Origin of the sequence: Microbacterium sp. LMX7-1.2 (genome assembly GCF_040675935.1) — a bacterium.
GTDB lineage: Bacteria > Actinomycetota > Actinomycetes > Actinomycetales > Microbacteriaceae > Microbacterium.
Map to the genome: position 1 here is coordinate 2,987,869 of NZ_JBEGIL010000001.1, position 25,961 is coordinate 3,013,829.

Genomic DNA, 25,961 nt, shown 5'->3' on the forward strand with positions numbered 1-25,961 from the left:
CATGGCGAAGATCAAGAAGGGTGACCTGGTCCAGGTCATCACCGGACCCAAGGACGAGCGCGGCAAGCAGGGCAAGGTCCTCGAGATCCTGTCCGAGCGCAACCGCGTCGTCGTCGAGGGCGTGAACTACGTCACCAAGCACACGCGCGTCGGTCAGACGCAGCGCGGCACCAAGACGGGCGGCCTCGAGACTGTCGAGGCTCCCATCCACATCTCGAACGTCGCACTCGTCGACCCCTCGACCAAGAAGCCGACCAAGGTCGGCCACCGGGTCGAGGAGCAGACCAAGGACGGCGTCAAGCGCACCGTCCGCGTGCGCTTCGCGAAGAAGAGCGGTAAGGACCTCTGATGGCAACCGAGACTGCCGTGGAGGCTGGCAAGATCCAGCCCCGCCTGAAGCAGAAGTACAACGCCGAGATCAAGAAGGCGATGCAGGACGAGTTCGGCTACACGAACGTCATGCAGATCCCCGGACTGGTCAAGGTCGTCGTGAACACCGGTGTCGGCGAGGCAGCTCGCGACAGCAAGGTGATCGATGGCGCGGTCGACGACCTCACCAAGATCACCGGCCAGAAGCCGATCGTCACGAAGGCCCGCAAGTCCATCGCGCAGTTCAAGCTGCGTGAGGGACAGGCCATCGGCGCGCACGTCACCCTGCGTGGCGACCGCGCCTGGGAGTTCGTGGACCGCCTGGTCTCGCTCGCACTGCCCCGCATCCGCGACTTCCGCGGTCTGTCGGCCAAGCAGTTCGACGGCAACGGCAACTACACCTTCGGTCTCCAGGAGCAGAGCGTGTTCCACGAGATCGATCAGGACAAGATCGACCGGGTTCGCGGTTTCGACATCACCGTCGTCACCACCGCGAAGACGGATGACGAGGGTCGCGCCCTGCTGCGCCACCTCGGCTTCCCGTTCCGCTCGGACGACGCACAGGCGTGACACCTCGACGGGCTCGGCGACCATCTGGTCACTGAGCCCGTCGAAGTGCCCGTACAATTGAAGATTGCGTGCTCATCGCAGGCCGTCTGTCGTGTAACGGCAGCCGGAACCTCATGAACAAAGGAAAACACCAATGACAATGACAGACCCGGTCGCAGATCTGCTGACCCGTCTGCGCAACGCGAACTCGGCGCACCACGACTCCGTGACGCTGCCGTCGAGCAAGCTCAAGACGCACATCGCCGAGATCCTCCAGCAGGAGGGCTACATCGCGGGCTGGGAGACCTCTGCCGCTCGCGTCGGCACGAACCTCACCCTGCAGCTGAAGTACGGCCCCAACCGGGAGCGTTCGATCGCGGGCATCAAGCGCGTGTCGAAGCCCGGACTCCGCGTGTACGCGAAGTCCACCGAGCTCCCCAAGGTCCTCGGCGGCCTCGGCGTGGCCATCCTGTCCACCTCCTCCGGTCTTCTCACCGACCGTCAGGCTGAGCAGAAGGGCGTGGGCGGAGAAGTTCTCGCCTACGTGTGGTGATTCGACATGTCGCGTATCGGACGACTTCCCATCGACGTTCCCGCGGGCGTGACCGTTTCGGTCGACGGCCGTGAGGTCGCGGTGAAGGGCCCCAAGGGTGAGCTCACCCTGACGGTCGCCAGCCCCATCGAGGTCGCGGTCGAGGAGAACCAGGTTCTCGTCACCCGTCCCGACGACGAGCGCGAGTCGCGGTCTCTCCACGGCCTGACCCGCACGCTCATCAACAACAACATCATCGGCGTGACCCAGGGCTACTCCAAGGGTCTCGAGGTCGTCGGCACCGGTTACCGCGTGCAGCAGAAGGGCAGCTCGGTCGAGTTCGCCCTCGGCTTCTCGCACCCGGTCCTGATCGACGCTCCCGCCGGCATCACGCTCACGGTCGAGGGCACCAACAAGCTCACCGTCAGCGGGATCGACAAGCAGGCTGTCGGCGAGGCAGCTGCCAACATCCGCAAGATCCGCAAGCCCGAGCCGTACAAGGGCAAGGGCGTGCGCTACGCCGGCGAGAACGTGCGTCGCAAGGCCGGAAAGAGTGGTAAGTAACCATGGCTCTCAAGTCAAAGTCTGACGCCCGCGCGCGTCGTCACGCCCGCCTTCGCAAGAAGGTCGTCGGCACCGAGGTGCGTCCGCGCCTCGTCGTCAACCGCTCGTCGCGCCACGTCTTCGTGCAGCTCGTCGACGACAGCAAGGGTCACACCGTCGCGTCGGCTTCGACGCTCGAGACCGACCTGCGCTCGCTCGAGGGCGACAAGACCGCCAAGGCCCGCAAGGTCGGCGAGCTCCTCGCCGAGCGCGCGAAGGCCGCAGGCGTTTCCGAGGCAGTGTTCGACCGTGGCGGCAACCGCTACGCCGGTCGTGTCGCCGCCATCGCCGATGGCGCTCGTGAGGGAGGCCTGGCACTGTGAGTGACAACAAGGAGAACGAAGTGACCGAAGCGGCTGCTGCCACTTCCGAGACGGCCGCCGGCACGACGCAGGCCGAGCCGACTCGTGACCAGCGCGACGGTCGCCGCGGCGGCCGTGGTGACCGCAACCAGGGTGGACGCGACCGCAACTCGCGCGACCGTGGTGACAACCAGTTCCTCGAGCGCGTCGTGACCATCAACCGCGTGTCGAAGGTCGTGAAGGGTGGTCGTCGCTTCAGCTTCACCGCTCTCGTGGTCGTCGGCGACGGTAACGGTCTGGTCGGCGTCGGCTACGGCAAGGCTCGTGAGGTCCCCCTCGCGATCTCGAAGGGCGTCGAAGAGGCCAAGCGCAACTTCTTCCGCGTGCCGCGCGTCGGCAGCACCATCCCGCACCCCGTGCAGGGTGAGGCTGCGGCCGGTGTCGTGCTGCTGCGTCCCGCTGCCGCCGGTACCGGTGTCATCGCGGGTGGTCCCGTGCGCGCCGTGCTCGAGTGCGCCGGCATCCACGACGTGCTGTCGAAGTCGCTCGGCTCGTCGAACACGATCAACATCGTGCACGCGACGGTGACGGCCCTGAAGCAGCTCGAGGAGCCCCGTGCGGTCGCCGCACGTCGTGGCCTCGAGTTCGACCAGGTCGCACCCGCGCGCCTCGTCCGCGCCGAGGCCGACGCCATCGCCGCACAGAAGGTAGGTGCCTGATGGCCGCCCGGCTCCAGGTCACGCAGGTGAAGTCCAAGGTGAGCGAGAAGCAGAACCAGCGCGACACGCTGCGTTCGCTCGGTCTGAAGCGGATCGGTGACAGCACCGTCCGCCCCGACGACGCGCAGACGCGCGGTTACGTCAAGGCCGTCGCGCACCTCGTGAAGGTTGAGGAGATCGACTAATGGCTGAGAAGAACGAAGCCGTCGAGGCTGAGAAGGCCCCGAAGAAGGCTGCCGCTCCCAAGGCTGCAGCCGAGAAGAAGCCCGCCGCCAAGAAGGCACCGGCCGCCGCGGCCGACGCCAAGGCCGAGGGTCCTGCGAAGAAGCCCGCCGCCAAGAAGGCTGCGCCGAAGAAGGATGCTCCGGCATCCCGTCCCGGCGTCCTGAAGGTGCACCACCTGCGTCCGGTCCCCGGATCCAACACCGCGAAGACCCGTGTCGGTCGTGGTGAGGGTTCCAAGGGCAAGACCGCCGGTCGCGGCACCAAGGGCACCAAGGCGCGAAACACCGTGCGCGTCGGCTTCGAGGGTGGGCAGATGCCTCTGCACATGCGCACCCCGAAGCTGCGCGGTTTCAAGAACCCGTTCCGCGTGGAGTACCAGGTCGTGAACCTGGAGAAGCTCGCGGAGCTGTACCCCCAGGGCGGCGACGTCACCGTCGGCGACCTGGTCGCCAAGGGCGCCGTTCGCAAGAACGAGAAGGTCAAGGTTCTCGGTAACGGCGACATCGCCGTGAAGCTCACCGTCTCGGTCGACAAGGTCTCGGGTTCTGCCGAGCAGAAGATCGTGGCAGCGGGCGGATCCGTCAAGTAACCACGTCGTGAGAGGGGTCGGAGATTCTCCGGCCCCTCTTATGCGTTAGCCTGTTCTTTCAGCCGTCCCTCGGGGATCGGCAACCTTTTCAGGAGGAACGTCCCTTGTTTAGCGCCATCGCGCGGATCTTCCGCACGCCAGACCTGCGTCGGAAGATCGGTTTCACTCTCGCCATCGTCGCGATCTACCGACTCGGCTCCAACGTCCCCGCTCCGTTCGTCAACTTCCCGAACGTCGAGCAGTGTCTCGCACAGAACACGCAGACCGACGGTCTCCTGGGTCTCGTCAACCTGTTCTCCGGCGGCGCGCTCCTCCAGCTCTCCATCTTCGCGCTCGGCGTCATGCCGTACATCACCGCGACGATCATCACCCAACTCCTCCGCGTGGTCATCCCGCACTTCGAGGCGCTGCACAAGGAGGGCCAGGCCGGCCAGGCCCGTCTGACCCAGTACACGCGCTACCTGACGATCGCTCTCGCGCTTCTGCAGTCGACGACGCTCGTCACGGTGGCCCGCAGCGGACAGCTGTTCGGGCAGACCGACATCGCCGCGTGCCAGAACCTCCTCACGAACGACGTGTGGTGGGCGCAGCTGCTCATCATCATGGCGATGACCGCCGGCACCGGCCTCATCATGTGGTTCGCCGAGCTCGTCACCGAGCGCGGCGTCGGCAACGGCATGTCCCTCCTCATCTTCACCTCGATCGCCGCGACGTTCCCCGGCGCGATGTGGCTGATCTGGGAGAGCCGCGGCTTCGAGGTCTTCCTGCTCGTGCTGCTCGTCGGCATCATCGTGATGGGTCTCGTCGTCTTCGTCGAGCAGTCCCAGCGACGCATCCCCGTGCAGTACGCCAAGCGCATGGTCGGTCGCCGCACGTACGGCGGCACGAACACCTACATCCCGATCAAGGTGAACATGGCGGGTGTGATCCCCGTGATCTTCGCGTCGTCGCTGCTGTACATCCCGGCGCTCATCGCGCAGTTCAACACCCCGCAGGACGGCTCGGAGCCGGCCGCGTGGGTCACCTGGATCAGCACGTACTTCACCACGGGCAACCACCCGATCTACATGGCGGCGTACTTCCTGCTGATCATCGGGTTCACCTACTTCTATGTCGCGATCACGTTCAACCCGGTCGAGGTCGCCGACAACATGAAGAAGTACGGCGGGTTCATCCCCGGCATCCGTGCCGGTCGTCCGACCGCCGAGTACCTCGACTACGTGCTCACCCGCATCACGCTGCCCGGCTCGATCTACCTCGGTCTGATTGCGCTCATCCCGCTCATCGCCCTCGCCACCGTCGGCGCCAACCAGAACTTCCCGTTCGGCGGCGCCTCGATCCTCATCATCGTCGGTGTGGGTCTCGAGACGGTCAAGCAGATCGATGCGCAGCTGCAGCAGCGTCACTACGAAGGGCTCCTCCGATGACCGCATCCGCACGTCTCCTGATCGTCGGTCCTCAGGGATCCGGAAAGGGCACGCAGGGCGTCCGCATCGCCGAGTCCTACGGCATCCCGGTGGTGTCGACCGGCGACATGTTCCGCGCGAACATCAAGGAGGGCACGCCCCTCGGACTGCAGGTCACCGCGATCCTCGACAAGGGCGACCTCGTGCCGGACGCCCTGACCAGCGAGATCGTCCGCGATCGTCTGTCGCAGGAGGATGCCGCGAACGGGTTCCTGCTCGACGGCTACCCGCGCAACACGGCTCAGGTCGCGCACCTCGAGGAGTTCCTCGGAGCACGCGGTGAGTCGCTCGACGCGGTCATCCTGCTCGACGTGCCGCGCGAGGAGAGCATCGCCCGGCTGAAGCTCCGCGCCGCGGAGCAGGGCCGTTCGGACGACACCGACGAGGCCATCGCGCACCGTCTGGACATCTACGAGCACGAGACCGCTCCGATCCTCGAGGTCTACGGCGAGCGCGGCATCGTCGATCGCATCGACGGCGTCGGCACGCTCGACGAGATCACTGAGCGCGTGTTCGCGGCGCTGGCAGCTCGCGGTCTGCGCCTCGCCGCCTGACGTCGTCCATGTTCCGCCGGTCGATCTACAAGACGCAGGCTCAGCTCCGCTCGATGGTGGAGCCGGGGCTGATCACGGCGGCGGCTCTCGACGCCATGCGACCGCTGGTCCGCCCTGGCGTCACCACTCTCGAGCTGGACGCCGCGGCGAACCGGCTGATCCTCGAGCGGGGCGCGGAGTCGAACTTCCAGCTCGTGCGGGGCTATCGGCACACGACCTGCATCTCGGTGAACGAGGAGGTCGTGCACGGCATCCCCGGTGAGCGCGTGCTGCAGGCCGGCGACATCGTGTCCATCGACTGCGGCGCGCAGTACCAGGGCTGGAACGGCGACAGCGCCATCACGGTCGTCGTTCCGGATGACACGCGTCCTGAGGTCGTCGCGCGCCGCGAGGAGCTCTCCCGGGTCACCGAGGGGTCGATGTGGGCGGGTATCGCCGCGATGGCCTCTGCGCGGCACCTGGGCGACCTCGGTGCCGCCATCCAGGGGTACATCGAGGACCAGGGTCCTTCTGCGGTGTCGGGGAAGACCTACGGCATCCTGCGCGAGTACGTCGGGCACGGCATCGGCCGCAAGATGCATGAGGCCCCGAGCGTCTTCAACTACCGCACGCCCGACCCCGGCCCGGAGATCAAGCCGGGCCTCGTGCTGGCGATCGAGCCCATGGTCACGGCCGGCGGCGAGGAGACCTTCGTCGAGGACGACGACTGGACTGTCTCGACCGTCGACGGCACCGACGGCTCGCACTGGGAGCACAGCGTCGCGCTGCACGACGGCGGCATCTGGGTGCTCACGGCAGCCGACGGGGGAGCGGCGGGTCTCGCTGCCTTCGGTGTCACGCCGACTCCGATCGCGTGACGATCTGATCCTGTCGCGCGCGTTCGCGTAACGACGCCGTATCGTCATCGGCATCACAACCGGCGCATAGGTTTCTCCGGGCAGAATGGATGCTTGGGTGCGACTGCACCCGCAGATTTCAGGCCGGACTCGCCGCGAGCGGGCCTCGACAGAAACGGAAAGCAATGGCAGCCGCGAAGAGCAGTAGTCCCAACTGGTTCGTGATCGGCGTCTCGGCGGCCGTGGTGGTCGTGCTGGCCGTCCTCGCCTTCGTCGTGGTGTTCCTGAACAACCAGGCCACCGCCCCGGGCGCTCAGCCGAAGAGCAACGACACGTTCAATTCCGAGACCGGGTCGATCTCCTTCGGCGATGGCGAGGACACCGTCGCGGTCTTCGTCGACTTCCAGTGCCCGGTGTGCAAGAACTTCGAGGACCAGTTCGGGGCAGCACTCGAGTCCGCGGCTGCCGATGGCCGGATCACGCTCGAGTACCACCCGATCGCCATCCTCGACCGGTTCTCACAGGGCACGGAGTTCTCCTCGCGGTCCGCCGGTGCGGCGGTCTGCGTCGCGGAGTCGAACCCCGACCTGTACCTCGACTACGCCAAGACCCTGTTCGAGAACCAGCCAGACGAGAACACCCCGGGTCTCACGACGGACCAGCTCGCCGACTTCGCCACTCAGGTCGGAGCGACCGACGCGGTGTCGTGCATCACCGACGAGACCTATCGCAAGTTCGGTGCCGCTCAAGCCAAGGCGAATGAGATCGGCGGTACGCCGACCGTCGAGATCAACGGCGAGCGCCTGGATCTCCAGAACCAGACCGATCTCAAGAAGTTCACCGATCTCATCAGCTGATCGAGGTTCGCCCATTCCGGGAGTTCCGGCATCCTGCTCAGGTTGCCGGAACTCCCGTCGTCGTCTAACATAGATCTTTGGTGCCTTGTGCCTTGATTCGGCGTGTCCGAGTCGGCGAGACACCGCAATCCCACTCACAACGCAGATCGACCGGTCTGCAGAAGCGCAAGCGAGGCTATGGCTAAGAAAGACGGTGTCATCGAGATCGAGGGCGTGATCTCCGAGGCTCTGCCCAACGCGATGTTCCGCGTTGAGCTCTCCAACGGACACAAGGTCCTGGCAACGATCTCCGGAAAGATGCGGCAGAACTACATCCGCATCATCCCCGAGGACCGCGTGGTCGTGGAGCTCAGCCCCTACGACCTGACCCGCGGCCGCATCGTCTACCGCTACCGCTGATCGGTCGAGAAGTAACACCCCAGGCATCCGTGCCTGCCCGGTGAAGACAGCGAACAGGAATCATCATGAAGGTCAACCCCAGCGTCAAGCCCATCTGCGATCACTGCAAGGTGATCCGCCGTCACGGCCGCGTCATGGTGATCTGCAAGAGCAACCCGCGCCACAAGCAGCGCCAGGGCTGATCACACAGATCTGACTCACAACTCAATACAGGTCGCGCGAGCGTCGAGGCGTTTCGTCTCGCTCCGTTCGCTCAACGACCGAAGGATACTGGCAGGATCAGATCCCACTCCGGTGGGGGACACCTCGGGGCGGAGGCCCGGGCACCGATCCTGCTCCACACCTCCACCACACTCAGGAGAACCGCATGGCACGTCTTGCCGGCGTTGACATCCCGCGCGACAAGCGCGTGGTGATCGCCCTTACCTACATCTACGGCGTCGGCCGTACCCGCTCGGTCGAGATCCTCAAGGCCACCGAGATCGACGAGTCGATCCGCGTGAAGGACCTCTCGGACGACCAGCTCGTCGCACTCCGCGACTACATCGAAGGCAACTACAAGGTGGAGGGTGACCTGCGCCGCGAGGTCGCCGCAGACATCCGCCGCAAGGTCGAGATCGGCTCCTACGAGGGCATCCGCCACCGTCGTGGCCTCCCGGTCCGTGGTCAGCGCACCAAGACCAACGCCCGTACCCGCAAGGGCCCGAAGCGCACCGTCGCCGGCAAGAAGAAGGCCCGCTAAGCGCGGCCCCAGGGACTAGGAGAACATTTTCATGGCTGCACCCAAGGCCGCCGCGCGCAAGCCGCGCCGCAAGGAGAAGAAGAACATCGCGCTGGGCCAGGCCCACATCAAGTCGACGTTCAACAACACCATCGTCTCGATCACCGACCCGTCCGGCGCCGTCATCGCGTGGGCATCGTCGGGTGGCGTGGGCTTCAAGGGCTCCCGCAAGTCGACCCCGTACGCCGCCGGAATGGCGGCCGAGTCCGCCGCCCGCCAGGCTGCGGAGCACGGCGTCAAGAAGGTCGACGTCCTCGTGAAGGGTCCGGGCTCCGGCCGCGAGACCGCGATCCGCTCGCTCCAGGCCGCCGGCCTCGAGGTCGGCTCGATCTCGGACGTCACCCCGCAGGCGCACAACGGCTGCCGCCCGCCGAAGCGCCGCCGCGTCTGATCCGGCTCATGTGAGGGGTGCTCCGGCATCCCTCACATGCCCGTTCCGCGGGTTCGCCCGCACTGCGGGCCGACGGAAACGTCACAACTCAAGACCTCACCCACCACATGTCATATAGCGGTCATGTGATCGAAAGGAACACAGAGTGCTCATTGCACAGCGTCCCACACTCACCGAGGAAAAGATCGTCGAGAACCGGAGCCGGTTCGTCATCGAGCCTCTGGAGCCCGGCTTCGGATACACGATCGGCAACGCGCTGCGTCGCAGCCTGCTGTCGTCGATCCCCGGTGCCGCCGTCACCAGCGTCCGCATCGACGGCGTGCTGCACGAGTTCAGCACCATCCCCGGCGTGAAGGAGGATGTCACCGAGATCATCCTCAACATCAAGCAGCTCGTCGTCTCGAGCGAGCGCGACGAGCCGATCACCGCGTACCTCCGCAAGACCGGTGCGGGCGAAGTGACCGCCGCCGACATCTCGGCTCCGGCCGGTGTCGAGGTGCACAACCCCGAGCTCGTCATCGCGACGCTCAACGACACCGCCAAGTTCGAGCTCGAGCTCACGATCGAGCGCGGCCGTGGCTACGTCTCCGCGACGCAGAACCGCAACGAGTACGCCGAGGCCGGTCAGATCCCGATCGACTCGATCTACTCGCCGGTCCTCAAGGTCAGCTACCGCGTCGACGCCACCCGTGCGGGTGAGCGCACCGACTTCGACAAGCTGGTCCTGGACGTCGAGACCAAGTCGGCGATCAGCCCCCGCGACGCCGTCGCATCGGCTGCCAAGACGCTCACCGAGCTGTTCGGTCTCGCCCGCGAGCTGAACGTCGAGGCCGAGGGCATCGAGATCGGCCCGGCGCCGGTGGAGGCTGTGAACTCCAGCGAGCTGTCGATGCCGATCGAGGACCTCGACCTGTCGGTGCGCTCGTACAACTGCCTGAAGCGTGAGGGCATCAACACCGTTTCGGAGCTCGTCGCCCTGTCGGAGACGCAGCTCATGAACATCCGCAATTTCGGCCAGAAGTCGGTCGACGAGGTGCGCGACAAGCTCATCTCGCTCGGTCTGTCGCTCAAGGATTCGGTGCCCGGTTTCGACGGCGCCCACTTCTACGGCGGCAGCGAAGACGAGTCCTTCTGAACCCCGACCTTCTGACCAGGAGTTAGACGATTATGCCCAAGCCCACCAAGGGTCCCCGCCTCGGAGGCGGCCCCGCCCACGAGCGCCTGCTGCTTGCCAACCTCGCCGCTGCGCTGTTCACGCACAAGTCCATCAAGACGACCGAGACGAAGGCCAAGCGCCTGCGTCCGCTCGCCGAGCGTCTGATCACCTTCGCCAAGCGCGGAGACCTGCACGCTCGTCGTCGCGTTCTCTCGGTCATCGGTGACAAGGACGTCGTGCACACGCTGTTCGCCGAGATCGCTCCGCTCGTCGCGGACCGTGAGGGCGGCTACACCCGCATCACGAAGGTCGGCAACCGCAAGGGCGACAACGCGCCCATGGCCGTGATCGAGCTCGTCCTCGAGCCCGTCACCCCCAAGAAGAAGGCTGCCAAGGCTGCTCCGAAGGCCGAGAAGGCTGAGAAGCCGGCCGAGGAGGCTCCGGCTGAGGAGACCGCCGTCGAGGAGGCTCCCGCCGAGGAGACCGCTGCAGACGCCGGCGCCGAGTCGCAGGCCGAGGGCGAGGCCGCTGAGGCCGCCGCCGAGGACGCCGTCGAGAACAAGTAAGCTCTCGCATCGCACGAAGCCCGCCATCCCTCTCGGGGTGGCGGGCTTCGTCGTGTCGGGGTCGACAGGGTCCGTTTCGCGGACCGTGTCCCGATCCGCGGACGTTTCGTCGGGTTCGGTCGGCCGATCGAGGCGGCGTCCGCAGATCGGGACGGGTCCTCAGGCGCGAGCGCGGAGGTCCTTGCGCAGGATCTTGCCCGAGGCGGACTTGGGGATCGCGTCGATGAACTCCACCTGCCGCACCTTCTCGTGCGGCGCGACGCGCGCCGCGACATGCGCCATCACGGCATCCGCGTCGAGCCCCGATCCGGGCTGCACCACGACGAACGCCTTCGGGACCTCCTGCCCGTCCTCGTCGAGGGAGCCGATCACCGCGGCATCCGCGATGGACGGATGCTCGAGCAGCACGGCCTCCAGCACGGCCGGCGCCACCTGGTAGCCCTTGTACTTGATGAGCTCCTTGAGACGGTCGACGATGCGGAACACGCCCTCCGCCGTGACGGTCGCCACGTCACCCGTGTGCAGCCAGCCGTCGGCGTCGAGCATCTCCTCCGTCGCGTCCGGGCGGTTCAGGTATCCCGCCATGACCTGAGGCCCGCGGATCAGCAGTTCGCCGGGGTCGCTGGCGCCCTCGGCGGGCGCGTCGACATCGGTACCGTCTTCCGCGAGCAGCCGAGCCTCGGTGTTCGCGAGCAGCATGCCGACCGTGGACCGGTCGATCTCGGTGCGGTCGTACGGGATCGCATGCGTCACGGGACTCGTCTCGGTCATCCCGTACCCCTGACACACCGTGCAGTCGAGCCGTGCTGCCACCGCCGACGCGAGAGCGCCGTCGAGCGGTGCGGCACCCGAGAACACGACCTTGACCGACGAGAGGTCGTACTGGTCGACGAGCGGATGCTTGGCCAGGGCGACCGCGATCGGCGGAGCGATGAAGATCCAGCTCGTGCGGTGGTCCTGGACGACGCGGAGGAACTCGGTCAGGTCGAACTTCGGCATCGTGACGAGCGCGGAGCGCTGCCGCAGCGCGAAGTTCAGGAGCACCGTCAGCCCGTAGATGTGGAAGAAGGGGAGGACGGCCAGCACGCGATCGTCGTCGGCGAGGGAGATCGTCGAGCGGCACTGGCTGACGTTCGCGACGAGGTTGCGGTGGGTGAGCATGACGCCCTTCGGACGCCCGGTCGTGCCCGAGGAGTACGGGAGCACCGCGATGTGGGTTACGGGGTCGAAAGAGACATCGGGGGCGCCGCGCCCCTCGCCCAGGAGCGCGCCCAGCGAGGGGTGTCCGTCGGCGCCGTCGAGCACGATCACGTGGTCCGCGTCGAATCCGAGACTCTCCGCGGCGGCCGCAGCCCCGGGCAGCAGGGGAGACACGGTGACGAGCCACGTCGCCCCGGCATCCGTCAGCTGGTTCGCGATCTCCTCCGAGGTGTACAGGGAGTTGATGGTCGTGGCCGTCGCTCCCGCGCGCAGGATGCCGTGCAGCACGGTCGCGAAGGCGGGCACGTTGGGGCAGAGCACGCCGACGACCGTGCCGACTCCCACGCCGCGCGCGGCCAGGGCGCCGGCGAAGCGGTCGATCTGGCCGATGAGCTGGCGGTAGCTGGTGGTGGCCCCGCTCGTGCCGTCGACGAGGGCGACCGCGTCGAGGCGTGTCGGGTCGATGTCTCCGAAGAGGAAGTCGTAGATCGAGACCTCCGGGACCTCGACGTCGGGATACGTGCTGCGAACCATGAGATCTCCTTCGATCCGGGTCGGCGACAGGGCCGTGTGATGCGATCCAGTGTCGCATAGCTGGGCACCCGGTCCCAGTGCTCGTCTCACAGGAGCGTTCGTGAGAGTAGAAGAGTCCTGCGGGGGTAGGCTGATCCGGTGAGTGACGCAGAGACCCTGACCCGAGGGCCTCGTGCCTACGCATCCTTCATCGTGATCGGCCTGGTCGCGGGCCTGCTCTCCGGTCTGTTCGGCGTCGGCGGCGGCACCGTGATCGTCCCGCTCCTCGTGCTGTTCCTGCACTTCAACCAGCGTCTCGGCGCCGGCACCTCGCTCGCGGCGATCGTCCCGACCGCCACCGTCGGCGTGATCTCGTACGCGATCCACGGCTCGGTCGCGTGGATCCCCGCGCTCATCCTCGCCGCCGGCTCCGTGGTGGGCGCGCAGATCGGCACCCGACTGCTGCCCAAGATCTCGCAGACGACGCTCCGCTGGTTCTTCGTCGGCTTCCTCGCGGTCGTGATCGTGAGCCTGTTCCTCGTGATCCCCTCGCGCGACGCCGTCTTCGAGCTGACGCTCCTCAGCGGGATCGCGCTCGTCGCGGTCGGCGTCGCGACCGGCATCCTCTCGGGGCTCATCGGCGTCGGAGGCGGGATCGTCGTCGTACCCGTGCTCATGCTCGCGTTCGGCACGAGCGACCTCGTCGCCAAGGGAACCTCGATGCTCATGATGATCCCGACCGCGATCTCCGGCACGATCGGCAACCTCCGCAACCAGAACGTCGATGTGGTCGCCGCCGCGTTCGTCGGGATCTCCGCGTGCACGACCACGGCGCTCGGCGCGTGGCTCGCCACTGTGATCGACCCCATGGCCGCGAACATGCTGTTCGCGGCATACCTCGTCGTGATCGCGGTGCAGATGGCGATGAAGGCGATCAAGGGGCGTCGTAAGAAGGACTGACCGGGGTTTCGTCCGGTCGCACGCATCCTCGGCGCACGGCGGAGAACGTAGGATCGAGGGGTGGCAGTGAACCAAGATCTCGTCGGCCGGGAGTTCCCGCCGACCACCCCGTACCTCGTCGGACGCGAGAAGGTGCGCGAGTTCGCGCGCGCCGTGTTCGCCGACGCCCCGCAGCACACCGACGTCGAGGCCGCGCGCGCCGCGGGCTTCGCCGACGTCGTCGCGCCGCCCACGTTCGCCATGGTGATCCAGGACCTCACGCTGCAGCAGCTCCTCGGCGAGCCCGACTCGGGCATCGTGCTCGCCCGCACGATCCATGCCGAGCAGCGCTTCGCCTACAGCCGTCCGATCGTCGCGGGCGACGAGCTCACCGCGCAGCTCCGCGTCACCGGCATCCGCATGATGGGCGGCAACGCCATGATCACGAGCGAGGCCGAGATCGCGGATGCCGAGGGGGCGCACGTCGTGACCGCCACCAGCGTGCTGCTGGTCGGCGCGGAAGAGGGAGCCGAGTGATGCCGTACGCCGTCGGAGACGTGGTCGCCGAGCGCACCGTCCACCTGACCCGTGAGTCTCTCGTGCGCTACGCGGGCGCTTCGGGCGACTTCAACCCGATCCACTACCGCGACGATATCGCCGCCGCCGTGGGACTGCCCGGCGTGCTCGCGCACGGGATGCTGACCATGGGCATCGCGTCGTCGGTCGTGATCGCGGCGCTCGACCCCGCGGCGCGCGTGCTCGACTACGGCGTGCGGTTCACCAAGCCCGTGGTGGTCGACCCTGAGGACGGCGCGGACCTGCACGTCCTCGCCACGGTCGGCGCGGTCGACGAGTCGGCGACCCGCGTCGACCTCAAGGTCACGTTCGGTGAGACGACGGTCCTCGTCAAGGCGCAGCTGCGCATCGCCGCGTGATGGCGGGCTCCACCGTGCCCGACGTCCGCGAGATCCCGCCGCTGCGGCTGTCGACGCTCACGACCCTCCGCACCGGCGGCGCTCCCGAGCGCATGGTCGAGGCGCGTACTCGCGAGGAGCTCATCGCGGCGCTCGCTGACGTCTGGGAACGCGGGGACGAGTGGCTCGCCCTCGGCGGCGGTTCGAACCTGTTCGTCGGCGACGAGAGCTTCGAGGGCACGGTCATCCGGATCCTCACCCGCGGCATCCAGGAGAACCCCTCGCCGCATCCCGGTCGCATCCGCCTGCGGGTCGAGGCCGGCCACGGGTGGGACGAACTGGTGGCGTACGCGGTCGAGCACGGCTACGCGGGTCTCGAGGCCATGAGCGGCATCCCGGGCACGGTCGGGGCGTCCCCCGTGCAGAACATCGGCGCGTACGGCCAGGAGATCCAGGAGACTCTGGTCGAGGTCGAGCTGATCGACGAGTCGACGGGCGAGGTCTCGACGGTCCCCGCCGCAGACCTGGGCCTCGGCTTCCGCACCTCGGTGCTCAAGCACCACTACGGGCACGAGCCGCAGCGGCGGGCCGTGATCCTGTCGGTCACGGTCGATCTGCTCGTGGCGGGGGAGCGCGTCGTGCGTGGCGAGCAACTGCGTCGGGCGCTGGGTCTCGCCTCCGACGATCCCGTACCGCTGACGTGGGTGCGTGAGCGCATCCTCGCCACTCGGGCGTCCAAGGGGATGCTGCTCGACGAGCACGATCCCGACACCCACGGCGTGGGATCGTTCTTCCAGAACGCGATCGTGACGGATGCCGTCGCGCGTACCCTTCCTCCGGAGTGCCCGCGGTGGCCGGTCGCCCCGGACCTCGACGCGGTCACGGTGATCCCGCTCTCCTCGTACGACGGGCTCGTGCCGGTGACGAAGACCGAGGCGCCGGACGTGAAGGTCAGCGCCGCCTGGCTCATCGAGCAGGCGGGGATCCGCAAGGGCTTCAAGCTGCCGCGGTCGCGCGCCTCGGTGTCGACCAAGCACGCGCTCGCCCTGACCAACCGCGGCGGCGCGACCGCCGCGGAGGTCTCGGAGCTGGCCCGGTTCATCCAGAGCCGGGTGCACGCCGAGTTCGGCCTGGTGCTGCAGCCGGAGCCCGTGCTGCTCGGCGTGGAGCTGTAGTCCGCGCCGTCGGCATCTCTCCTGCGGTGCATCGGCATCCCGGAATGGGACACGGCGGTCACTCGACTCCCGGGATCGGTGGCTGACACGCTCGAAGGATGACCATCATCTCCTCGAAGAAGTCCACCGCTCTCGGCGCCGTCGGCGCGATCGTCCTGCTCTCCGCGCTCGGTTCGGCCGGGAACGCCGTCGCCCAGGAGCCCGCGACGCGGCTCGTCTCCGCGAGTGCCACGGATGCGCAGGCTCCGTCGGACGTCACCGCGCTCCAGGCTCGTGCGACGAGTGCCTCGACGATCAACCTCTCCTGGGCGGCGGCCGTCGACGATGTCGCGGTCGCGCGCTACGAGGTCCGCAGCCCCTCGACCACGGTGCTCGCGACGGTCGACGGCAGCACCACGCAGGCGACGCTCGCGAACCTGAAGCCGGGTGCCTGGTACTCGCTCCAGGTGTGGGCGTACGACGCCGCCGGGAACACGAGCGGGTCGAACGTCGTCGACCTGCGGATGCCGTCGAGCGATGCAGCCCTCCTGCTGCCGGACGTGACCGCGCCCTCGACGGTGAAGTCGCTCGCCGCTCCGAAGGCGCGGGTGGGATCCACGTCGGCGTACCTGCTGTGGTCCAAGTCCGTCGACGACCTCGGTGTCGTCGAGTACCGGGTGCGCGACCGCATCTCGGGCACGACCGTCGCGGCCGTTCCCGGCACCATCGGGATCACCGGGCTGAAAGGCGTCAGCGTCGCGTTGACGCCGGCGACGACCTACGAGCTCGAGGTCGTCGCGGTGGACGCGGCGGGCAACGTGTCCGCCCCGTCGAAGCCCGTCGCGGTCGTCACGAAGCCCGCGGCCTGAGATCACAGCGGGTGCGGGGTCGTCCCGGCGAGGTTACACTCGCGGGATGAGCGGACTGATCCCGTACCTGCTGTTCCCCGGAAATGCGGCGGAGGCTCTCGAGCTGTACCGGTCGGTGTTCGGCGGTGAGCTGCAGACCATGAGCTACGCGGATGCCGGTCGGCACGACGGTCCGGGCGACGCGATCGCGCACGGTCAGCTGACCGGTCCGGTGGAGCTCGCCGGAGCGGATGCCGGTGCCGACGACGACGCCGTGCAGATGAGCGGCATGTTCCTGTCGCTGCTCGGCACCGCCGACGCCACGACCCTCACCAGCTGGTTCGACCAGCTGTCCGCGGGAGGCCGCGTGATCGACGCGCTGCAGAAGCGCCCGTGGGGGGACTACGACGGCACACTCGTCGACCGCTACGGCATCCGCTGGCTGATCGGCTTCCAGGGGGAGTAGTGCGCGTCGGCGCGATTCGTCTCGTCGCTCAACGACCGGGGAGTATCCACCCGGTCGTTGAGCGAGCGCAGCGAGACGAAACGCGCCGCGCGTCTTAGGAGGCGAACAGGCGCTGCAGGCGCTGCACGCCCGCGAGCAGCTGGTCGTCGCCCAGCGCGTAGGACATGCGGATGTAGCCCGACGGGCCGAAGGCCTCGCCCGGCACCACCGCGACCTCGGCCTGCTCGAGGATGAGATCGGCGAGCTCGAGCGACGTCGTCGGCGTCACGCCGCCCCACGTGCGGCCGAGGAGGCCCTGCACGTCGGGGTAGACGTAGAACGCGCCGAGCGGGTTCGGCACGATGAGGCCGTCGATCTTCGACAGCTCCGACACGATCAGGCGACGACGACGGTCGAAGGCCTCGCGCATCTGCTCGGCCTCGGTCTGCGGGCCGTTGAGGGCGGCGATCGCGGCCTTCTGTGCCACGTTGTTGACATTGCTCGACAGGTGCGACTGCAGGTTGCCGGCGATCTTGATCGCGTCGGCCGGACCCACCATCCAGCCGACACGCCATCCGGTCATGGCGTAGGTCTTCGCGACGCCGTTCACGAGGATCGTCTGCCCGGCGACCTCGGGGACGGCCGCCACGATCGACGTCGCGGTGGCACCCTCGTACGTGAGGTTCTGGTAGATCTCGTCGGAGATCACCCAAATGCCGTGCTCCAGCGCCCACTCGCCGATCGCATTCGTCTCCTCGGCCGTGTACACCGAGCCGGTGGGGTTCGACGGCGAGACGAACACGAGCACGGTAGTGCGCTCGGTGCGCGCGGCCTCGAGCTGCTCGACGGTGACCTTGTACTCCTGGTCGGCGCCCGCGAAGACCTCGACCGGGATGCCGTCGGCGAGACGGATCGCCTCGGGGTACGTCGTCCAGTACGGGGCCGGCAGCAGCACCTCATCGCCCGGGTTCACGACGGTCTGGAAGGCCTGGTACACCGACTGCTTGCCGCCGTTCGTCACGATGACCTGCGACGGCGAGACCTCGAGGCCCGAGTCGCGCAGCGTCTTGGCGGCGACGGCCTCGCGCAGCGCGGGGAGGCCGGCGGCCGGGGTGTAGCGGTAGCTCGCAGGATCCGCCAGCGCCTCGGCCGCGGCATCCACGATGAACTGCGGCGTCGAGAAGTCCGGCTCTCCCGCGGCGTAGGAGATGACGTCCTTGCCTTCGGCCTTGAGGGCCTTGGCCTTGGCGTCGACCTTGAGGGTCGCCGACTCGGCGATGGCGGACAGCTTGCGGGAGAGGGGAGCGCGTTCGGTCACGTTACGAGCGTACTCGGGAAGGCGCGCGTCGCGCCGGGTGAGTCGTCATCAAGAATCGCCGATCTTTCATGGGCGACGGGATGCTCAGACCGTCGCGAAGCCGTGAGCCTGGGCGACTGCATCCAGGGTGATGCGACCGCCCTGCACGTTCAGCCCCTTCGCCAGTGCCGGGTCCTCGGCCGCGGCCCGTTCCCAGCCCTTGCCGGCGATCGCCGACACGTAGGGGAGGGTGGCGTTCGTGAGCGAGCGCGTCGCGGTCTCCGGCACGGCGCCCGGCATGTTCGCGACGCAGTAGTAGATCGAGTCGTGCACCGCGAACGTGGGGTCGTCGTGCGTGGTGGGGCGCGAGCCCTCGAAGCATCCGCCCTGGTCGATCGCGATGTCGACGAGCACCGAGCCCGGCTTCATGGTCGCGACCATCTCATCGGTCACGAGCTTGGGGGCGGCGGCGCCCGGGATCAGCACGGAGCCGATCACGAGATCGGCTGTCGTGAGCGCCTCGGCGATGTCGTAGCGGCTCGACGCGCGCGTCTCGAGCGCGCCGCCGTAGCGGTGCTCGAGCTCGCGCAGGCGCGGCAGGGAGATGTCGATCACGGTCACCTGCGAGCCGAGGCCCAGAGCGTTCGCGGCCGCGTGCTCTCCGGCGACGCCGCCTCCGATCACGACGGTCCGTGCGCGTGGCGCTCCGGCGATGCCGCCCATGAGCACGCCCCGCCCGCCGGCGGAGCGCATGAGCGAGTACGAGCCCATCGTGACCGAGAGGCGTCCGGCGATCTCGCTCATCGGGATGAGGAGCGGAAGGCTGCGGTCGGGCAGCTGCACGGTCTCATAGGCGACCGCCGTGGTGCCGGCGTCGACGAGCGCCGTGGTCAGGGCGCGGTCGGCCGCGAGGTGCAGGTAGGTGAAGAGCGTCAGGTCGGAGCGCAGGAAGCCGTACTCCTGAGCGATCGGCTCCTTGACCTTGATGAGCAGCTCGGCCTCGCCCCAGGTCTCCTCTGCCGTCGCGACGATCTCGGCGCCCGCGGTGCGGTACGCATCGTCGGAGATGCCCGAGCCGACGCCGGCGCCCGACTGGACGAGGACGCGATGGCCCTCGTGCACCAGCCGGTCGGCTCCGGCGGGGGTGAGCGCCGTGCGGTTCTCGTTGTTCTTGACCTCGGTGGGCACGCCGATCTTCATCGATCCTCCTGGTGACGTTCGTGACTACAGAATCGCAGAAACATCGTCGAAGCGACAGATTCACTGAAGGATCATCGATGAGCGAGTGAATCCTGCATAATCGTTCGCATGGAGACATCACCTGAGGGGGCGGAGTCGAACAGCGTTCGGGCGCCCGCGCTCGACCGTGTCGACGCCCGGATCGTGCAACTGCTGAGCGGCAACGGTCGCATGACCAACGCCGAGCTCGCCGGCCATTTGGGCGTGGCGCCGTCGACCGCGCACACCCGGCTGCGCGCACTCGTCGACCGCGGGGTCATCACGGGGTTCCACGCCAGCGTCGACGAGCGGATGCTGGGCGCAGGGCTCCAGGCCGTGATCGGCGTCACGTTGCGCCCGAGCGGTCGACGCGAGAGCATCGTGGAGTTCGCCGACCGCGTGCGCGTGCTGCCCCAGGTCATCCAGGTGTTCTTCCTCGGTGGGGACGACGACTTCCTGCTGCACATCGCCGTCGCCGACTCGTCGGAGATGCGGGAATTCGTCCTCGAGCACCTGTCGGCGCAGTCGAGCGTCGCCTCGACCCGCACGAGCATCGTGTTCGACTACCACCGCAACTCGGTCGCGGCGTCGTTCCGCTGAGGGCGCGGGCGTCGTCGCGGAGTAGGCGTCCGTCAGGCGCGGACCACGGGGACCAGGTCGGTCAGACCACGGAAGGCGTCGCTGTCGCGAGATACGAGCGTGAACCCGTGCGCGAGCGCGGTCGCGGCGAGCATGCGGTCGAACGTATGCGGACGAGCCGGCAGTCGTTGCGCGCTCAAGTGGGCGAGTACTCGGTCGTAGGCGTCGGCGCAGTCGTCGTCGAACGGGATGCCATCGCCGAAGGCGGCGCGCAGCGCGGCCAGTCGTGCCGACCGCTGCCTGAAGATCTGGATGTCCTGCGTCGTGTGGAGGCCCTTGGCGAGTTCGGCCCACGTGAGGGAGCTCACGCGCAGGTCGTCGAACGCGTCGAGATCGGCGGCCGACTCGCCGCGAGAGTCGGAGGCGATGAGGATGTTCGTATCGAGAAGCGCGATCATCCTTCCCACGCGTTCCGCGCGTCGTCGAGGTCGGAGCGCTCGATGGTGATCTCCTGCTCCCACGCAGCATCCACGGGCGTTTCCGCAAGCGTGCGGCGCAGATCGGCGGCGGTCGTCGCGCGGCGGGTTCGTGGCGGCACGAGTTGCGCGATCTCCCGACGGTGTCGCGTCACGGAGTACGTTTCTCCGTGTGCGACCGCGTCGAGGGCGGCAGTCGGATTCTGACGGAGATCGCCGACGGAGATGGTCTTCATCATCCGATTCTAGCAAATAAAGATATTTGTCTACGTTCGCCAGTCAGGCGCCGAAGGCGGCGGGGAGGGCGCAGTAGTCGGCGAAGCGCCGGGTCGGGTGTTCGGGGTCGGTGACGTCGACCAATGCGGAAGCCACCGAGTGCGGCTGCTCCTCGCCGGCGAGCTGCCACAGCGTGAAGTTCCACAGGCCACGGGTGCTCTCGCCCAGCAGAGCTGCGGGTCCTGAGACCACGAGCACCGCGCCGCCGGACCCGTCGGCGCGGAACGGGGCGATCACGTCGGTCCGCAGCACGTCCCCGTCGCCGTCAGCACTGTGCACGCGCTCGACCGGGTGCCTGGCGGTGACCAGCGCCGCAGCGAGGTCGTCGGCGGCGCGGCGCGAGCGCTCGGCATCCGTTCCCGCGACCGCGAGCAGTCGCTTCCCTCGGGGGTAGACGTGCAGGAACTCCGCGGCGATCCCGGTCCAGGTGTCAGTCATGCAGTCAGGCTACGCCCGTCAGAGCGGGCGGGGGCCGGGAAGACACGACGAGGGGCCCGGATGCCTTCGGCGTCCGGGCCCCTCGAGATCCGCGACCTCAGTCCTCCTCGAGCAGGAACCGGGAGTAGGCGCCGACCGTGAGGAACGCGGGGAACTCGGGCTGCAGCGCCACCTCGCGGAACACCTCGGCCGCGTCGTCGAAGCGGTCGCCGGCAGAGCGGGTCGCCTGAGCCAGCACCTGCCCGATCAGTCCCTCGACGTACTCCGCCGTGATGGGCGTGCCGTCCTCCGTGGTGCGGTCCTGGTGGATCCACTGCCACACCTGCGAGCGGCTGATCTCGGCGGTCGCGGCATCCTCCATGAGGTTGTCGATCGCCACGGCGCCGAGACCCCGCAGCCACGCCTCGAGGTAGCGGATGGCCACCGAGACGTTGTCGCGCACGCCCTGCGCCGTGATCGGCCGGCCGATGTGCAGATCGAGCAGGTCCTCCGGCGCGACAGACACTTCGGGCTGCAGCCGGTCGAGCTGGTTCGGGCGGTCGCCGAGCACGGCGTCGAACTCCGCCTGCGCCGTGGGGATCAGGTCGGGGTGCGCAACCCAGGTGCCGTCGAAGCCGTCGCCCGCTTCGCGCTTCTTGTCGGCCGACACCTTCTCGATCGCCCGGGCGGTGACCTCGGGGTCGCGTCGGTTCGGGATGAAGGCGCTCATGCCGCCGATGGCATACGCGCCCCGCTTGTGGCAGGTCTGCACGAGCAGCTCGGTGTAGGCCCGCATGAACGGCACCGTCATCGTGACCTCGCTGCGGTCGGGGAGCACGAAGCGCGCCCCGCGGCCGCGGTAGTTCTTGATGATCGAGAAGATGTAGTCCCAGCGACCAGCGTTGAGGCCGGCGCAGTGGTCGCGCAGCTCGTAGAGGATCTCGTCCATCTCGAACGCGGCGGGGAGCGTCTCGATCAGCACGGTCGCGCGGATCGTGCCGTGGGGGATCCCGATGTACTCCTCGCTGAACGAGAACACGTCGTCCCACAGCTTCGCCTCCTCGCTGGATTCGATCTTCGCGAGGTAGAAGTACGGGCCGCGGCCGTTCGCGATGAGCTCCTGCGCGTTGTGCAGGAAGTACAGCCCGAAGTCCACGAGGGAACCGGATGCCGCGGTGCGACGTCCAGCCCGATCGATGAACTCCACGTGCTTCTCCGGCAGATGCCAGCCGCGGGGGCGCATCACGATCGTGGGCGTCCGCTCGGCGGTGACGCGGTACTCCTTGCCGGGGCCCTCGGCGGTGGCCGGTCCCGTGAAGGAGAGTTCGCCGCGGATCGCGTCATGCAGCGACAACTGCCCCTCGATCACGTTCTTCCAGGTGGGACTCGTGGCATCCTCCTGGTCGGCCAGCCAGACCCGCGCGCCCGAGTTCAGCGCGTTGATCGTCATCTTCGGATCGGTGGGGCCGGTGATCTCGACGCGGCGGTCCTCGAGCCCCGGGCCGGCGCCGGCGACCCGCCAGGACGCGTCCTCGCGGATGTGCCGGGTGTCGTCGCGGAAGCGCGGGTCGTGGCCGTTGCCGATCTCGAAGCGGCGACGCATCCGATCGGCGAGGCGGTCGTGGCGGCGCGACGCGAAACGGTGGTGCAGCTCGGTGAGGAATGCGATCGCCTCGGGGGTGAGGATCTCGGCGTAGCGGTCGCGCAGTGGGCCGGTGACGGTGATCGCCGGACCCTGCTGCGTGGGCTGGATGGTGGGAGTGGTCATGATCGGTGTCCTTGTCTGTGTGGCGCGTTTCGTCTCGGTCGGCTTCGCCGTCCTCGCTCAACGACCGGGGAGCGACGAGACGAAACGCGGCGAGGGGAAGGGCGGTCAGTGGAACTGCGCGGTCTCGGTGGAGCCGGCGAGGGCGAGCGTGACGCTGTCGGGGTTGAGCGCCGTCGAGATCACGTCGAAGTAGCCGGTGCCCGCCTCGCGCTGGTGCTTGGTGGCGGTGTAGCCGTCGGCTTCGGCGGCGAACTCGGCCTCCTGCAGCTCGACGTACGCGCTCATGGCGCGCTCGGCGTAACCGCGGGCGAGGTCGAACATGGAGTGGTTCAGGGCGTGGAACCCGGCCAGCGTGATGAACTGGAACTTGTAGCCCAGTTCCGCCAGCTCCTGCTGGAACGTCGCGATCTCGGCATCCGAGAGGTGGCGCTTCCAGTTGAACGACGGGGAGCAGTTGTACGCGAGCATCTTGCCGGGGAACTCGGCGTGGATCGCCGCCGCGAACTCGCGGGCCAGCTCGATGTCGGGCTCGCCCGTCTCGACCCACAGCAGATCGGCGTACGGGGCGAAGGCGAGACCGCGGCTGATGACCGAGTCGATGCCGGCGCGGACGCGGTAGAAGCCCTCGGGGGTGCGCTCGCCTGTCGTGAACGCCTGATCCCGTTCGTCGACGTCGCTCGTCAGCAGGTCGGCGGCGAGAGCATCCGTCCGCGCGATGATCACGGTCGGGACGCCCGCCACATCGGCTGCGAGCCGGGCCGCGTTGAGCGTGCGGATGTGCTGCTGCGTCGGCACGAGGACCTTGCCGCCCAGGTGGCCGCACTTCTTCTCGCTCGCGAGCTGGTCCTCCCAGTGGATCGCTGCCGCGCCCGCCTGGATGAGCGACTGCGCCAGCTCGTAGGCGTTGAGCGGACCGCCGAACCCGGCCTCGGCATCCGCGACGATCGGCGCGAGCCAGTCCTGCGTGACGGTGCCCTCGGCGTGCTCGAGCTGGTCCTGGCGGAGGAGCGCGTTGTTGATGCGACGCACGACCGCCGGCACCGAGTTCGCGGGGTACAGCGACTGGTCGGGGTAGGTCTGCCCCGCGAGATTGCCGTCGGCCGCGACCTGCCAGCCCGAGAGGTAGATGGCCTTGAGGCCCGCGCGCACCTGCTGCACGGCCTGTCCGCCGGTGTAGGCGCCGAGCGCCCGGACGTAGTCCTCGGTGTGCAGCAGGTTCCACAGGTTCTCCGCGCCGCGGTGCGCGAGCGTCGAGTCCTCGCGGACGGAGCCGCGGATGCGGATGACGTCGCTTGCCGTGTAGGTGCGCTCGACGCCGTCCCAGCGCGGGTCGGTGTCCCAGATCTCCTGCAGCTCGGCGGCCGTCTGGACCTGATCGCCCGCGCGGAGTCCGGCGGGGCGGGGCGTGTGGTTCTCGGCGGTGTTCGACATGCTGTCTCCTTCATCGGATGCCGGCGGCGGTGCCGGGTGGCGTGTATCCACCATCCGTGAAGTTCCGCACCCTCGATGACGATTCTGTGAGTGAAGATCGGGCGAAATTCTGTTTCTGTGACAGAATCACCGTCATGGACGCCTCCGCCGGTGCAGAAGAGACCGATGCCCTCACGATCGGGCGACGCATCCGCCAGCTCCGCACGGCGCGGGGGATGACACTCGACGACCTCGCGGCGGCCGTCGACCGCGCCCCGAGCCAGCTGTCGATGATCGAGACCGGCAAGCGCGAACCCAAGCTCACGCAGCTGCAGGCGATCGCCCGTGCGCTCGGCGTGACGATCGACGCACTGCTGGAGGGAGAACCGCTCGACGAGCGCAGCGCGATCGAGATCGCCCTCGAACGCGCCATGAAGGGGCAGACGTTCCAGGCGCTGGGCATCGAGCCGTTCCGGATCGCCAAGAGCGTGCCGACCGATGCGCTCAAGGCGCTGCTCGCGTTGCACGGCGAGATCGACCGACTCCGCGACGAGCGAGCGGCCACGCCCGAGGAGGCGCGGCGCGCCAACGTCGAGCTCCGGCACCTGATGCGTCGACAGGACAACCACTTCGCCGAGCTGGAGGCCCAGGCGTCCGAGATCCTCGCCGCGGTGCGGCATCCGGGCGGTCCGCTCACGCAGCGCACGGCGTCGGAGATCGCCGCCTACCTCGGCTTCACGCTGCACTACGCCCCCGACCTGCCGCAGACCACGCGGAGCGTCGCGGATCTCGCGAACGGGCGGCTGTACCTGTCGAGCACGGTGCCGGCCAAGGGCGACGCCCGCACCGCGGTGCTGCAGGCGCTGTCGAGCCGCGTGCTCGGGCACGCAGAGCCGCGCAGCTACGCCGAGTTCCTGCGTCAGCGCGTCGAGACGAACTACCTCACGGGGGCGCTGCTGATGCCCGAGGCGCACGTCGTGCCCGCGCTGCAGGAGGCCAAGTCCCGGCGGTCGATCTCGATCGAGGATCTGCGCGACGCCTATTCGGTGTCGTACGAGACCGCCGCGCACCGCTTCACCAATCTCGCGACGCGGCATCTCGGCATCCCCGTCCACTTCCTGAAGGTGCACGAATCGGGGACGATCACCAAGGCGTACGAGAACGACGACGTGAACTTCCCGACGGATCGGCTCGGCGCGATCGAGGGGCAGATGTGCTGCCGCCGATGGACGAGCCGCGTCGTGTTCGACGAGGACGACCGCTTCAACCCGTACTACCAGTACACCGACACGGGCAATGGGACCTACTGGTGCACCGCGCGCGTGGAGGCGTCGAGCGAGGGGCTGCACTCGGTCAGCGTCGGCGTGCGCTTCGACGACACGAAATGGTTCGTGGGGCGTGACACCCCGAATCGGGGAGTTTCGCGGCACTCGATCGAGGTGTGCTGCCGCCGGGCGCCCGCCGACCTGGAGGAGCGCTGGCGCGAGCAGTCGTGGCCGAACGTGAAGACGCCGCGGACGCTGCTCGCGACCCTGCCGACCGGTGCCTTCCCCGGCGTCGACTCGACCGATGTGTACGAGTTCCTCGAGGCGCACGCGCCAAGCGCCGTGTAG

34 protein-coding genes are annotated in these 25,961 nt (G+C 68.2%); 26 read left to right on the top strand and 8 right to left on the bottom strand.

Annotation, left to right across the window (positions count from 1 at the left end; all coding sequences use genetic code 11):
- The first annotated feature begins 1 nt into the window (after nt 1).
- The 18 genes from rplX (at nt 2) to rplQ (ending at nt 10,894) form a co-directional block, all read left to right on the top strand.
- Complete coding sequence (rplX, locus tag MRBLMX7_RS14610; protein WP_050722503.1) at nt 2-349, top strand: 50S ribosomal protein L24; 348 nt, start codon at nt 2-4, stop codon at nt 347-349.
- Complete coding sequence (rplE, locus tag MRBLMX7_RS14615) at nt 349-939, top strand: 50S ribosomal protein L5 (protein WP_050722504.1); 591 nt, start codon at nt 349-351, stop codon at nt 937-939. Before rplX ends, rplE begins: the two co-directional genes overlap by 1 nt.
- Nucleotides 940-1,072: 133 nt before the next feature.
- Nucleotides 1,073-1,471, top strand: coding sequence for a 30S ribosomal protein S8 (gene rpsH / locus MRBLMX7_RS14620; RefSeq protein ID WP_050722505.1), 399 nt, complete (start codon nt 1,073-1,075; stop codon nt 1,469-1,471).
- A gap of 6 nt (nt 1,472-1,477) precedes the next feature.
- A complete protein-coding gene (gene rplF / locus MRBLMX7_RS14625; protein ID WP_050722506.1) occupies nt 1,478-2,014 on the top strand; it encodes a 50S ribosomal protein L6 in 537 nt (178 codons plus the stop codon).
- Nucleotides 2,015-2,016: 2 nt separating this feature from the next.
- Nucleotides 2,017-2,376, top strand: coding sequence for a 50S ribosomal protein L18 (rplR, locus tag MRBLMX7_RS14630; RefSeq protein WP_050722507.1), 360 nt, complete (start codon nt 2,017-2,019; stop codon nt 2,374-2,376).
- 20 nt (nt 2,377-2,396) lie between these two features.
- Nucleotides 2,397-3,074: a 30S ribosomal protein S5 gene (gene rpsE, locus MRBLMX7_RS14635; RefSeq protein ID WP_268768102.1), complete on the top strand. Its 678-nt coding sequence runs from the start codon at nt 2,397-2,399 to the stop codon at nt 3,072-3,074.
- On the top strand, nt 3,074-3,259 hold the full coding sequence (rpmD, locus tag MRBLMX7_RS14640; RefSeq protein ID WP_363369556.1) for a 50S ribosomal protein L30: 186 nt from the start codon (nt 3,074-3,076) through the stop codon (nt 3,257-3,259). Before rpsE ends, rpmD begins: the two co-directional genes overlap by 1 nt.
- Nucleotides 3,259-3,888, top strand: a complete 630-nt coding sequence (rplO, locus tag MRBLMX7_RS14645; RefSeq protein ID WP_363369558.1) for a 50S ribosomal protein L15 — start codon at nt 3,259-3,261, stop codon at nt 3,886-3,888. Before rpmD ends, rplO begins: the two co-directional genes overlap by 1 nt.
- A gap of 104 nt (nt 3,889-3,992) precedes the next feature.
- Nucleotides 3,993-5,315, top strand: a complete 1,323-nt coding sequence (gene secY, locus MRBLMX7_RS14650) for a preprotein translocase subunit SecY (RefSeq protein WP_363369560.1) — start codon at nt 3,993-3,995, stop codon at nt 5,313-5,315.
- On the top strand, nt 5,312-5,908 hold the full coding sequence (locus MRBLMX7_RS14655; protein ID WP_050722510.1) for an adenylate kinase: 597 nt from the start codon (nt 5,312-5,314) through the stop codon (nt 5,906-5,908). The genes secY and MRBLMX7_RS14655 overlap by 4 nt, the downstream gene beginning before the upstream one ends.
- 8 nt (nt 5,909-5,916) lie before the next feature.
- Complete coding sequence (gene map, locus MRBLMX7_RS14660) at nt 5,917-6,765, top strand: type I methionyl aminopeptidase (protein WP_363369562.1); 849 nt, start codon at nt 5,917-5,919, stop codon at nt 6,763-6,765.
- Between the two features lie 164 nt (nt 6,766-6,929).
- Complete coding sequence (locus MRBLMX7_RS14665; RefSeq protein ID WP_363369564.1) at nt 6,930-7,601, top strand: DsbA family protein; 672 nt, start codon at nt 6,930-6,932, stop codon at nt 7,599-7,601.
- A 177-nt stretch (nt 7,602-7,778) separates the two neighbouring features.
- On the top strand, nt 7,779-8,000 hold the full coding sequence (gene infA / locus MRBLMX7_RS14670; RefSeq protein WP_017201569.1) for a translation initiation factor IF-1: 222 nt from the start codon (nt 7,779-7,781) through the stop codon (nt 7,998-8,000).
- Between the two features lie 65 nt (nt 8,001-8,065).
- On the top strand, nt 8,066-8,182 hold the full coding sequence (gene rpmJ, locus MRBLMX7_RS14675; RefSeq protein ID WP_005050492.1) for a 50S ribosomal protein L36: 117 nt from the start codon (nt 8,066-8,068) through the stop codon (nt 8,180-8,182).
- 185 nt (nt 8,183-8,367) lie between these two features.
- Complete coding sequence (rpsM, locus tag MRBLMX7_RS14680; RefSeq protein WP_050722514.1) at nt 8,368-8,742, top strand: 30S ribosomal protein S13; 375 nt, start codon at nt 8,368-8,370, stop codon at nt 8,740-8,742.
- A gap of 31 nt (nt 8,743-8,773) precedes the next feature.
- The gene (gene rpsK / locus MRBLMX7_RS14685) at nt 8,774-9,172 is read left to right on the top strand and encodes a 30S ribosomal protein S11 (protein ID WP_050722515.1); all 399 of its coding nucleotides are present in this window, start codon (nt 8,774-8,776) and stop codon (nt 9,170-9,172) included.
- A 145-nt stretch (nt 9,173-9,317) separates the two neighbouring features.
- Nucleotides 9,318-10,307: a DNA-directed RNA polymerase subunit alpha gene (locus tag MRBLMX7_RS14690; protein ID WP_050722516.1), complete on the top strand. Its 990-nt coding sequence runs from the start codon at nt 9,318-9,320 to the stop codon at nt 10,305-10,307.
- Between the two features lie 32 nt (nt 10,308-10,339).
- Complete coding sequence (gene rplQ / locus MRBLMX7_RS14695) at nt 10,340-10,894, top strand: 50S ribosomal protein L17 (protein ID WP_050722517.1); 555 nt, start codon at nt 10,340-10,342, stop codon at nt 10,892-10,894.
- A 159-nt stretch (nt 10,895-11,053) separates the two neighbouring features.
- Here the strand turns inward: rplQ and MRBLMX7_RS14700 are convergent, their stop codons facing one another.
- Nucleotides 11,054-12,628, bottom strand: coding sequence for an AMP-binding protein (locus tag MRBLMX7_RS14700; RefSeq protein ID WP_363369567.1), 1,575 nt, complete (start codon nt 12,626-12,628; stop codon nt 11,054-11,056).
- Nucleotides 12,629-12,766: 138 nt separating this feature from the next.
- On the opposite strand from MRBLMX7_RS14700, the gene MRBLMX7_RS14705 reads away from it, so the two are divergent.
- The 6 genes from MRBLMX7_RS14705 (at nt 12,767) to MRBLMX7_RS14730 (ending at nt 16,928) form a co-directional block, all read left to right on the top strand.
- Nucleotides 12,767-13,567, top strand: coding sequence for a sulfite exporter TauE/SafE family protein (locus MRBLMX7_RS14705; protein WP_363369569.1), 801 nt, complete (start codon nt 12,767-12,769; stop codon nt 13,565-13,567).
- Nucleotides 13,568-13,627: 60 nt separating this feature from the next.
- Complete coding sequence (locus MRBLMX7_RS14710; protein ID WP_363369571.1) at nt 13,628-14,083, top strand: FAS1-like dehydratase domain-containing protein; 456 nt, start codon at nt 13,628-13,630, stop codon at nt 14,081-14,083.
- Nucleotides 14,083-14,481, top strand: coding sequence for a MaoC/PaaZ C-terminal domain-containing protein (locus MRBLMX7_RS14715; protein ID WP_363369573.1), 399 nt, complete (start codon nt 14,083-14,085; stop codon nt 14,479-14,481). The genes MRBLMX7_RS14710 and MRBLMX7_RS14715 overlap by 1 nt, the downstream gene beginning before the upstream one ends.
- Complete coding sequence (locus tag MRBLMX7_RS14720) at nt 14,481-15,635, top strand: UDP-N-acetylmuramate dehydrogenase (RefSeq protein WP_363369576.1); 1,155 nt, start codon at nt 14,481-14,483, stop codon at nt 15,633-15,635. The genes MRBLMX7_RS14715 and MRBLMX7_RS14720 overlap by 1 nt, the downstream gene beginning before the upstream one ends.
- 98 nt (nt 15,636-15,733) lie before the next feature.
- Nucleotides 15,734-16,483, top strand: a complete 750-nt coding sequence (locus MRBLMX7_RS14725) for a fibronectin type III domain-containing protein (protein WP_363369578.1) — start codon at nt 15,734-15,736, stop codon at nt 16,481-16,483.
- A 46-nt stretch (nt 16,484-16,529) separates the two neighbouring features.
- Complete coding sequence (locus MRBLMX7_RS14730) at nt 16,530-16,928, top strand: VOC family protein (protein WP_363369580.1); 399 nt, start codon at nt 16,530-16,532, stop codon at nt 16,926-16,928.
- A gap of 94 nt (nt 16,929-17,022) precedes the next feature.
- On the opposite strand, the gene MRBLMX7_RS14735 is transcribed toward MRBLMX7_RS14730, so the two are convergent.
- Nucleotides 17,023-18,225: a pyridoxal phosphate-dependent aminotransferase gene (locus tag MRBLMX7_RS14735; protein WP_363369582.1), complete on the bottom strand. Its 1,203-nt coding sequence runs from the start codon at nt 18,223-18,225 to the stop codon at nt 17,023-17,025.
- Nucleotides 18,226-18,309: 84 nt separating this feature from the next.
- Nucleotides 18,310-19,404 (bottom strand): alanine dehydrogenase, encoded by a 1,095-nt coding sequence (gene ald, locus MRBLMX7_RS14740; RefSeq protein ID WP_363369584.1) that lies wholly within the window; start codon nt 19,402-19,404, stop codon nt 18,310-18,312.
- 108 nt (nt 19,405-19,512) lie between these two features.
- Between ald and MRBLMX7_RS14745 the strand changes: the two genes are divergently transcribed.
- Nucleotides 19,513-20,022, top strand: a complete 510-nt coding sequence (locus tag MRBLMX7_RS14745) for an Lrp/AsnC family transcriptional regulator (protein WP_363369586.1) — start codon at nt 19,513-19,515, stop codon at nt 20,020-20,022.
- Nucleotides 20,023-20,054: 32 nt separating this feature from the next.
- Here MRBLMX7_RS14745 and MRBLMX7_RS14750 read toward each other — a convergent pair whose 3' ends face one another.
- The 5 genes from MRBLMX7_RS14750 to aceA form a co-directional block, all read right to left on the bottom strand.
- A complete protein-coding gene (locus MRBLMX7_RS14750; RefSeq protein WP_363369588.1) occupies nt 20,055-20,459 on the bottom strand; it encodes a PIN domain-containing protein in 405 nt (134 codons plus the stop codon).
- The gene (locus tag MRBLMX7_RS14755) at nt 20,456-20,713 is read right to left on the bottom strand and encodes a type II toxin-antitoxin system Phd/YefM family antitoxin (RefSeq protein WP_363369590.1); all 258 of its coding nucleotides are present in this window, start codon (nt 20,711-20,713) and stop codon (nt 20,456-20,458) included. The genes MRBLMX7_RS14750 and MRBLMX7_RS14755 overlap by 4 nt, the downstream gene beginning before the upstream one ends.
- 43 nt (nt 20,714-20,756) lie before the next feature.
- Nucleotides 20,757-21,191, bottom strand: coding sequence for a hypothetical protein (locus MRBLMX7_RS14760; protein WP_363369593.1), 435 nt, complete (start codon nt 21,189-21,191; stop codon nt 20,757-20,759).
- 97 nt (nt 21,192-21,288) lie between these two features.
- The gene (gene aceB / locus MRBLMX7_RS14765; RefSeq protein WP_363369595.1) at nt 21,289-22,938 is read right to left on the bottom strand and encodes a malate synthase A; all 1,650 of its coding nucleotides are present in this window, start codon (nt 22,936-22,938) and stop codon (nt 21,289-21,291) included.
- 105 nt (nt 22,939-23,043) lie between these two features.
- Entirely contained in the window at nt 23,044-24,369 is a 1,326-nt protein-coding gene (aceA, locus tag MRBLMX7_RS14770) for an isocitrate lyase (RefSeq protein ID WP_363369597.1), read from the bottom strand.
- Between the two features lie 134 nt (nt 24,370-24,503).
- Here aceA and MRBLMX7_RS14775 point away from each other — a divergent pair, with 134 nt between their 5' ends.
- On the top strand, nt 24,504-25,961 hold the full coding sequence (locus tag MRBLMX7_RS14775) for a helix-turn-helix domain-containing protein (protein ID WP_363369599.1): 1,458 nt from the start codon (nt 24,504-24,506) through the stop codon (nt 25,959-25,961).

Excerpts from the sequence above, each read along its gene's own strand:
- rplX (WP_050722503.1), top strand. The coding sequence starts at position 2 with ATGGCGAAGATCAAGAAGGGTGACCTGGTCCAGGTCATCACCGGACCC.
- rplE (WP_050722504.1), top strand. The coding sequence starts at position 349 with ATGGCAACCGAGACTGCCGTGGAGGCTGGCAAGATCCAGCCCCGCCTG.
- rpsH (WP_050722505.1), top strand. The coding sequence starts at position 1,073 with ATGACAATGACAGACCCGGTCGCAGATCTGCTGACCCGTCTGCGCAAC.
- rplF (WP_050722506.1), top strand. The coding sequence starts at position 1,478 with ATGTCGCGTATCGGACGACTTCCCATCGACGTTCCCGCGGGCGTGACC.
- rplR (WP_050722507.1), top strand. The coding sequence starts at position 2,017 with ATGGCTCTCAAGTCAAAGTCTGACGCCCGCGCGCGTCGTCACGCCCGC.
- rpmD (WP_363369556.1), top strand. The coding sequence starts at position 3,074 with ATGGCCGCCCGGCTCCAGGTCACGCAGGTGAAGTCCAAGGTGAGCGAG.
- rplO (WP_363369558.1), top strand. The coding sequence starts at position 3,259 with ATGGCTGAGAAGAACGAAGCCGTCGAGGCTGAGAAGGCCCCGAAGAAG.
- MRBLMX7_RS14655 (WP_050722510.1), top strand. The coding sequence starts at position 5,312 with ATGACCGCATCCGCACGTCTCCTGATCGTCGGTCCTCAGGGATCCGGA.
- map (WP_363369562.1), top strand. The coding sequence starts at position 5,917 with ATGTTCCGCCGGTCGATCTACAAGACGCAGGCTCAGCTCCGCTCGATG.
- MRBLMX7_RS14665 (WP_363369564.1), top strand. The coding sequence starts at position 6,930 with ATGGCAGCCGCGAAGAGCAGTAGTCCCAACTGGTTCGTGATCGGCGTC.
- infA (WP_017201569.1), top strand. The coding sequence starts at position 7,779 with ATGGCTAAGAAAGACGGTGTCATCGAGATCGAGGGCGTGATCTCCGAG.
- rpmJ (WP_005050492.1), top strand. The coding sequence starts at position 8,066 with ATGAAGGTCAACCCCAGCGTCAAGCCCATCTGCGATCACTGCAAGGTG.
- rpsM (WP_050722514.1), top strand. The coding sequence starts at position 8,368 with ATGGCACGTCTTGCCGGCGTTGACATCCCGCGCGACAAGCGCGTGGTG.
- rpsK (WP_050722515.1), top strand. The coding sequence starts at position 8,774 with ATGGCTGCACCCAAGGCCGCCGCGCGCAAGCCGCGCCGCAAGGAGAAG.
- rplQ (WP_050722517.1), top strand. The coding sequence starts at position 10,340 with ATGCCCAAGCCCACCAAGGGTCCCCGCCTCGGAGGCGGCCCCGCCCAC.
- MRBLMX7_RS14700 (WP_363369567.1), bottom strand. The coding sequence starts at position 12,628 with ATGGTTCGCAGCACGTATCCCGACGTCGAGGTCCCGGAGGTCTCGATC.
- MRBLMX7_RS14715 (WP_363369573.1), top strand. The coding sequence starts at position 14,083 with ATGCCGTACGCCGTCGGAGACGTGGTCGCCGAGCGCACCGTCCACCTG.
- MRBLMX7_RS14720 (WP_363369576.1), top strand. The coding sequence starts at position 14,481 with ATGGCGGGCTCCACCGTGCCCGACGTCCGCGAGATCCCGCCGCTGCGG.
- MRBLMX7_RS14725 (WP_363369578.1), top strand. The coding sequence starts at position 15,734 with ATGACCATCATCTCCTCGAAGAAGTCCACCGCTCTCGGCGCCGTCGGC.
- MRBLMX7_RS14730 (WP_363369580.1), top strand. The coding sequence starts at position 16,530 with ATGAGCGGACTGATCCCGTACCTGCTGTTCCCCGGAAATGCGGCGGAG.
- ald (WP_363369584.1), bottom strand. The coding sequence starts at position 19,404 with ATGAAGATCGGCGTGCCCACCGAGGTCAAGAACAACGAGAACCGCACG.
- MRBLMX7_RS14745 (WP_363369586.1), top strand. The coding sequence starts at position 19,513 with ATGGAGACATCACCTGAGGGGGCGGAGTCGAACAGCGTTCGGGCGCCC.
- MRBLMX7_RS14750 (WP_363369588.1), bottom strand. The coding sequence starts at position 20,459 with ATGATCGCGCTTCTCGATACGAACATCCTCATCGCCTCCGACTCTCGC.
- MRBLMX7_RS14755 (WP_363369590.1), bottom strand. The coding sequence starts at position 20,713 with ATGAAGACCATCTCCGTCGGCGATCTCCGTCAGAATCCGACTGCCGCC.
- MRBLMX7_RS14760 (WP_363369593.1), bottom strand. The coding sequence starts at position 21,191 with ATGACTGACACCTGGACCGGGATCGCCGCGGAGTTCCTGCACGTCTAC.
- aceB (WP_363369595.1), bottom strand. The coding sequence starts at position 22,938 with ATGACCACTCCCACCATCCAGCCCACGCAGCAGGGTCCGGCGATCACC.
- aceA (WP_363369597.1), bottom strand. The coding sequence starts at position 24,369 with ATGTCGAACACCGCCGAGAACCACACGCCCCGCCCCGCCGGACTCCGC.
- MRBLMX7_RS14775 (WP_363369599.1), top strand. The coding sequence starts at position 24,504 with ATGGACGCCTCCGCCGGTGCAGAAGAGACCGATGCCCTCACGATCGGG.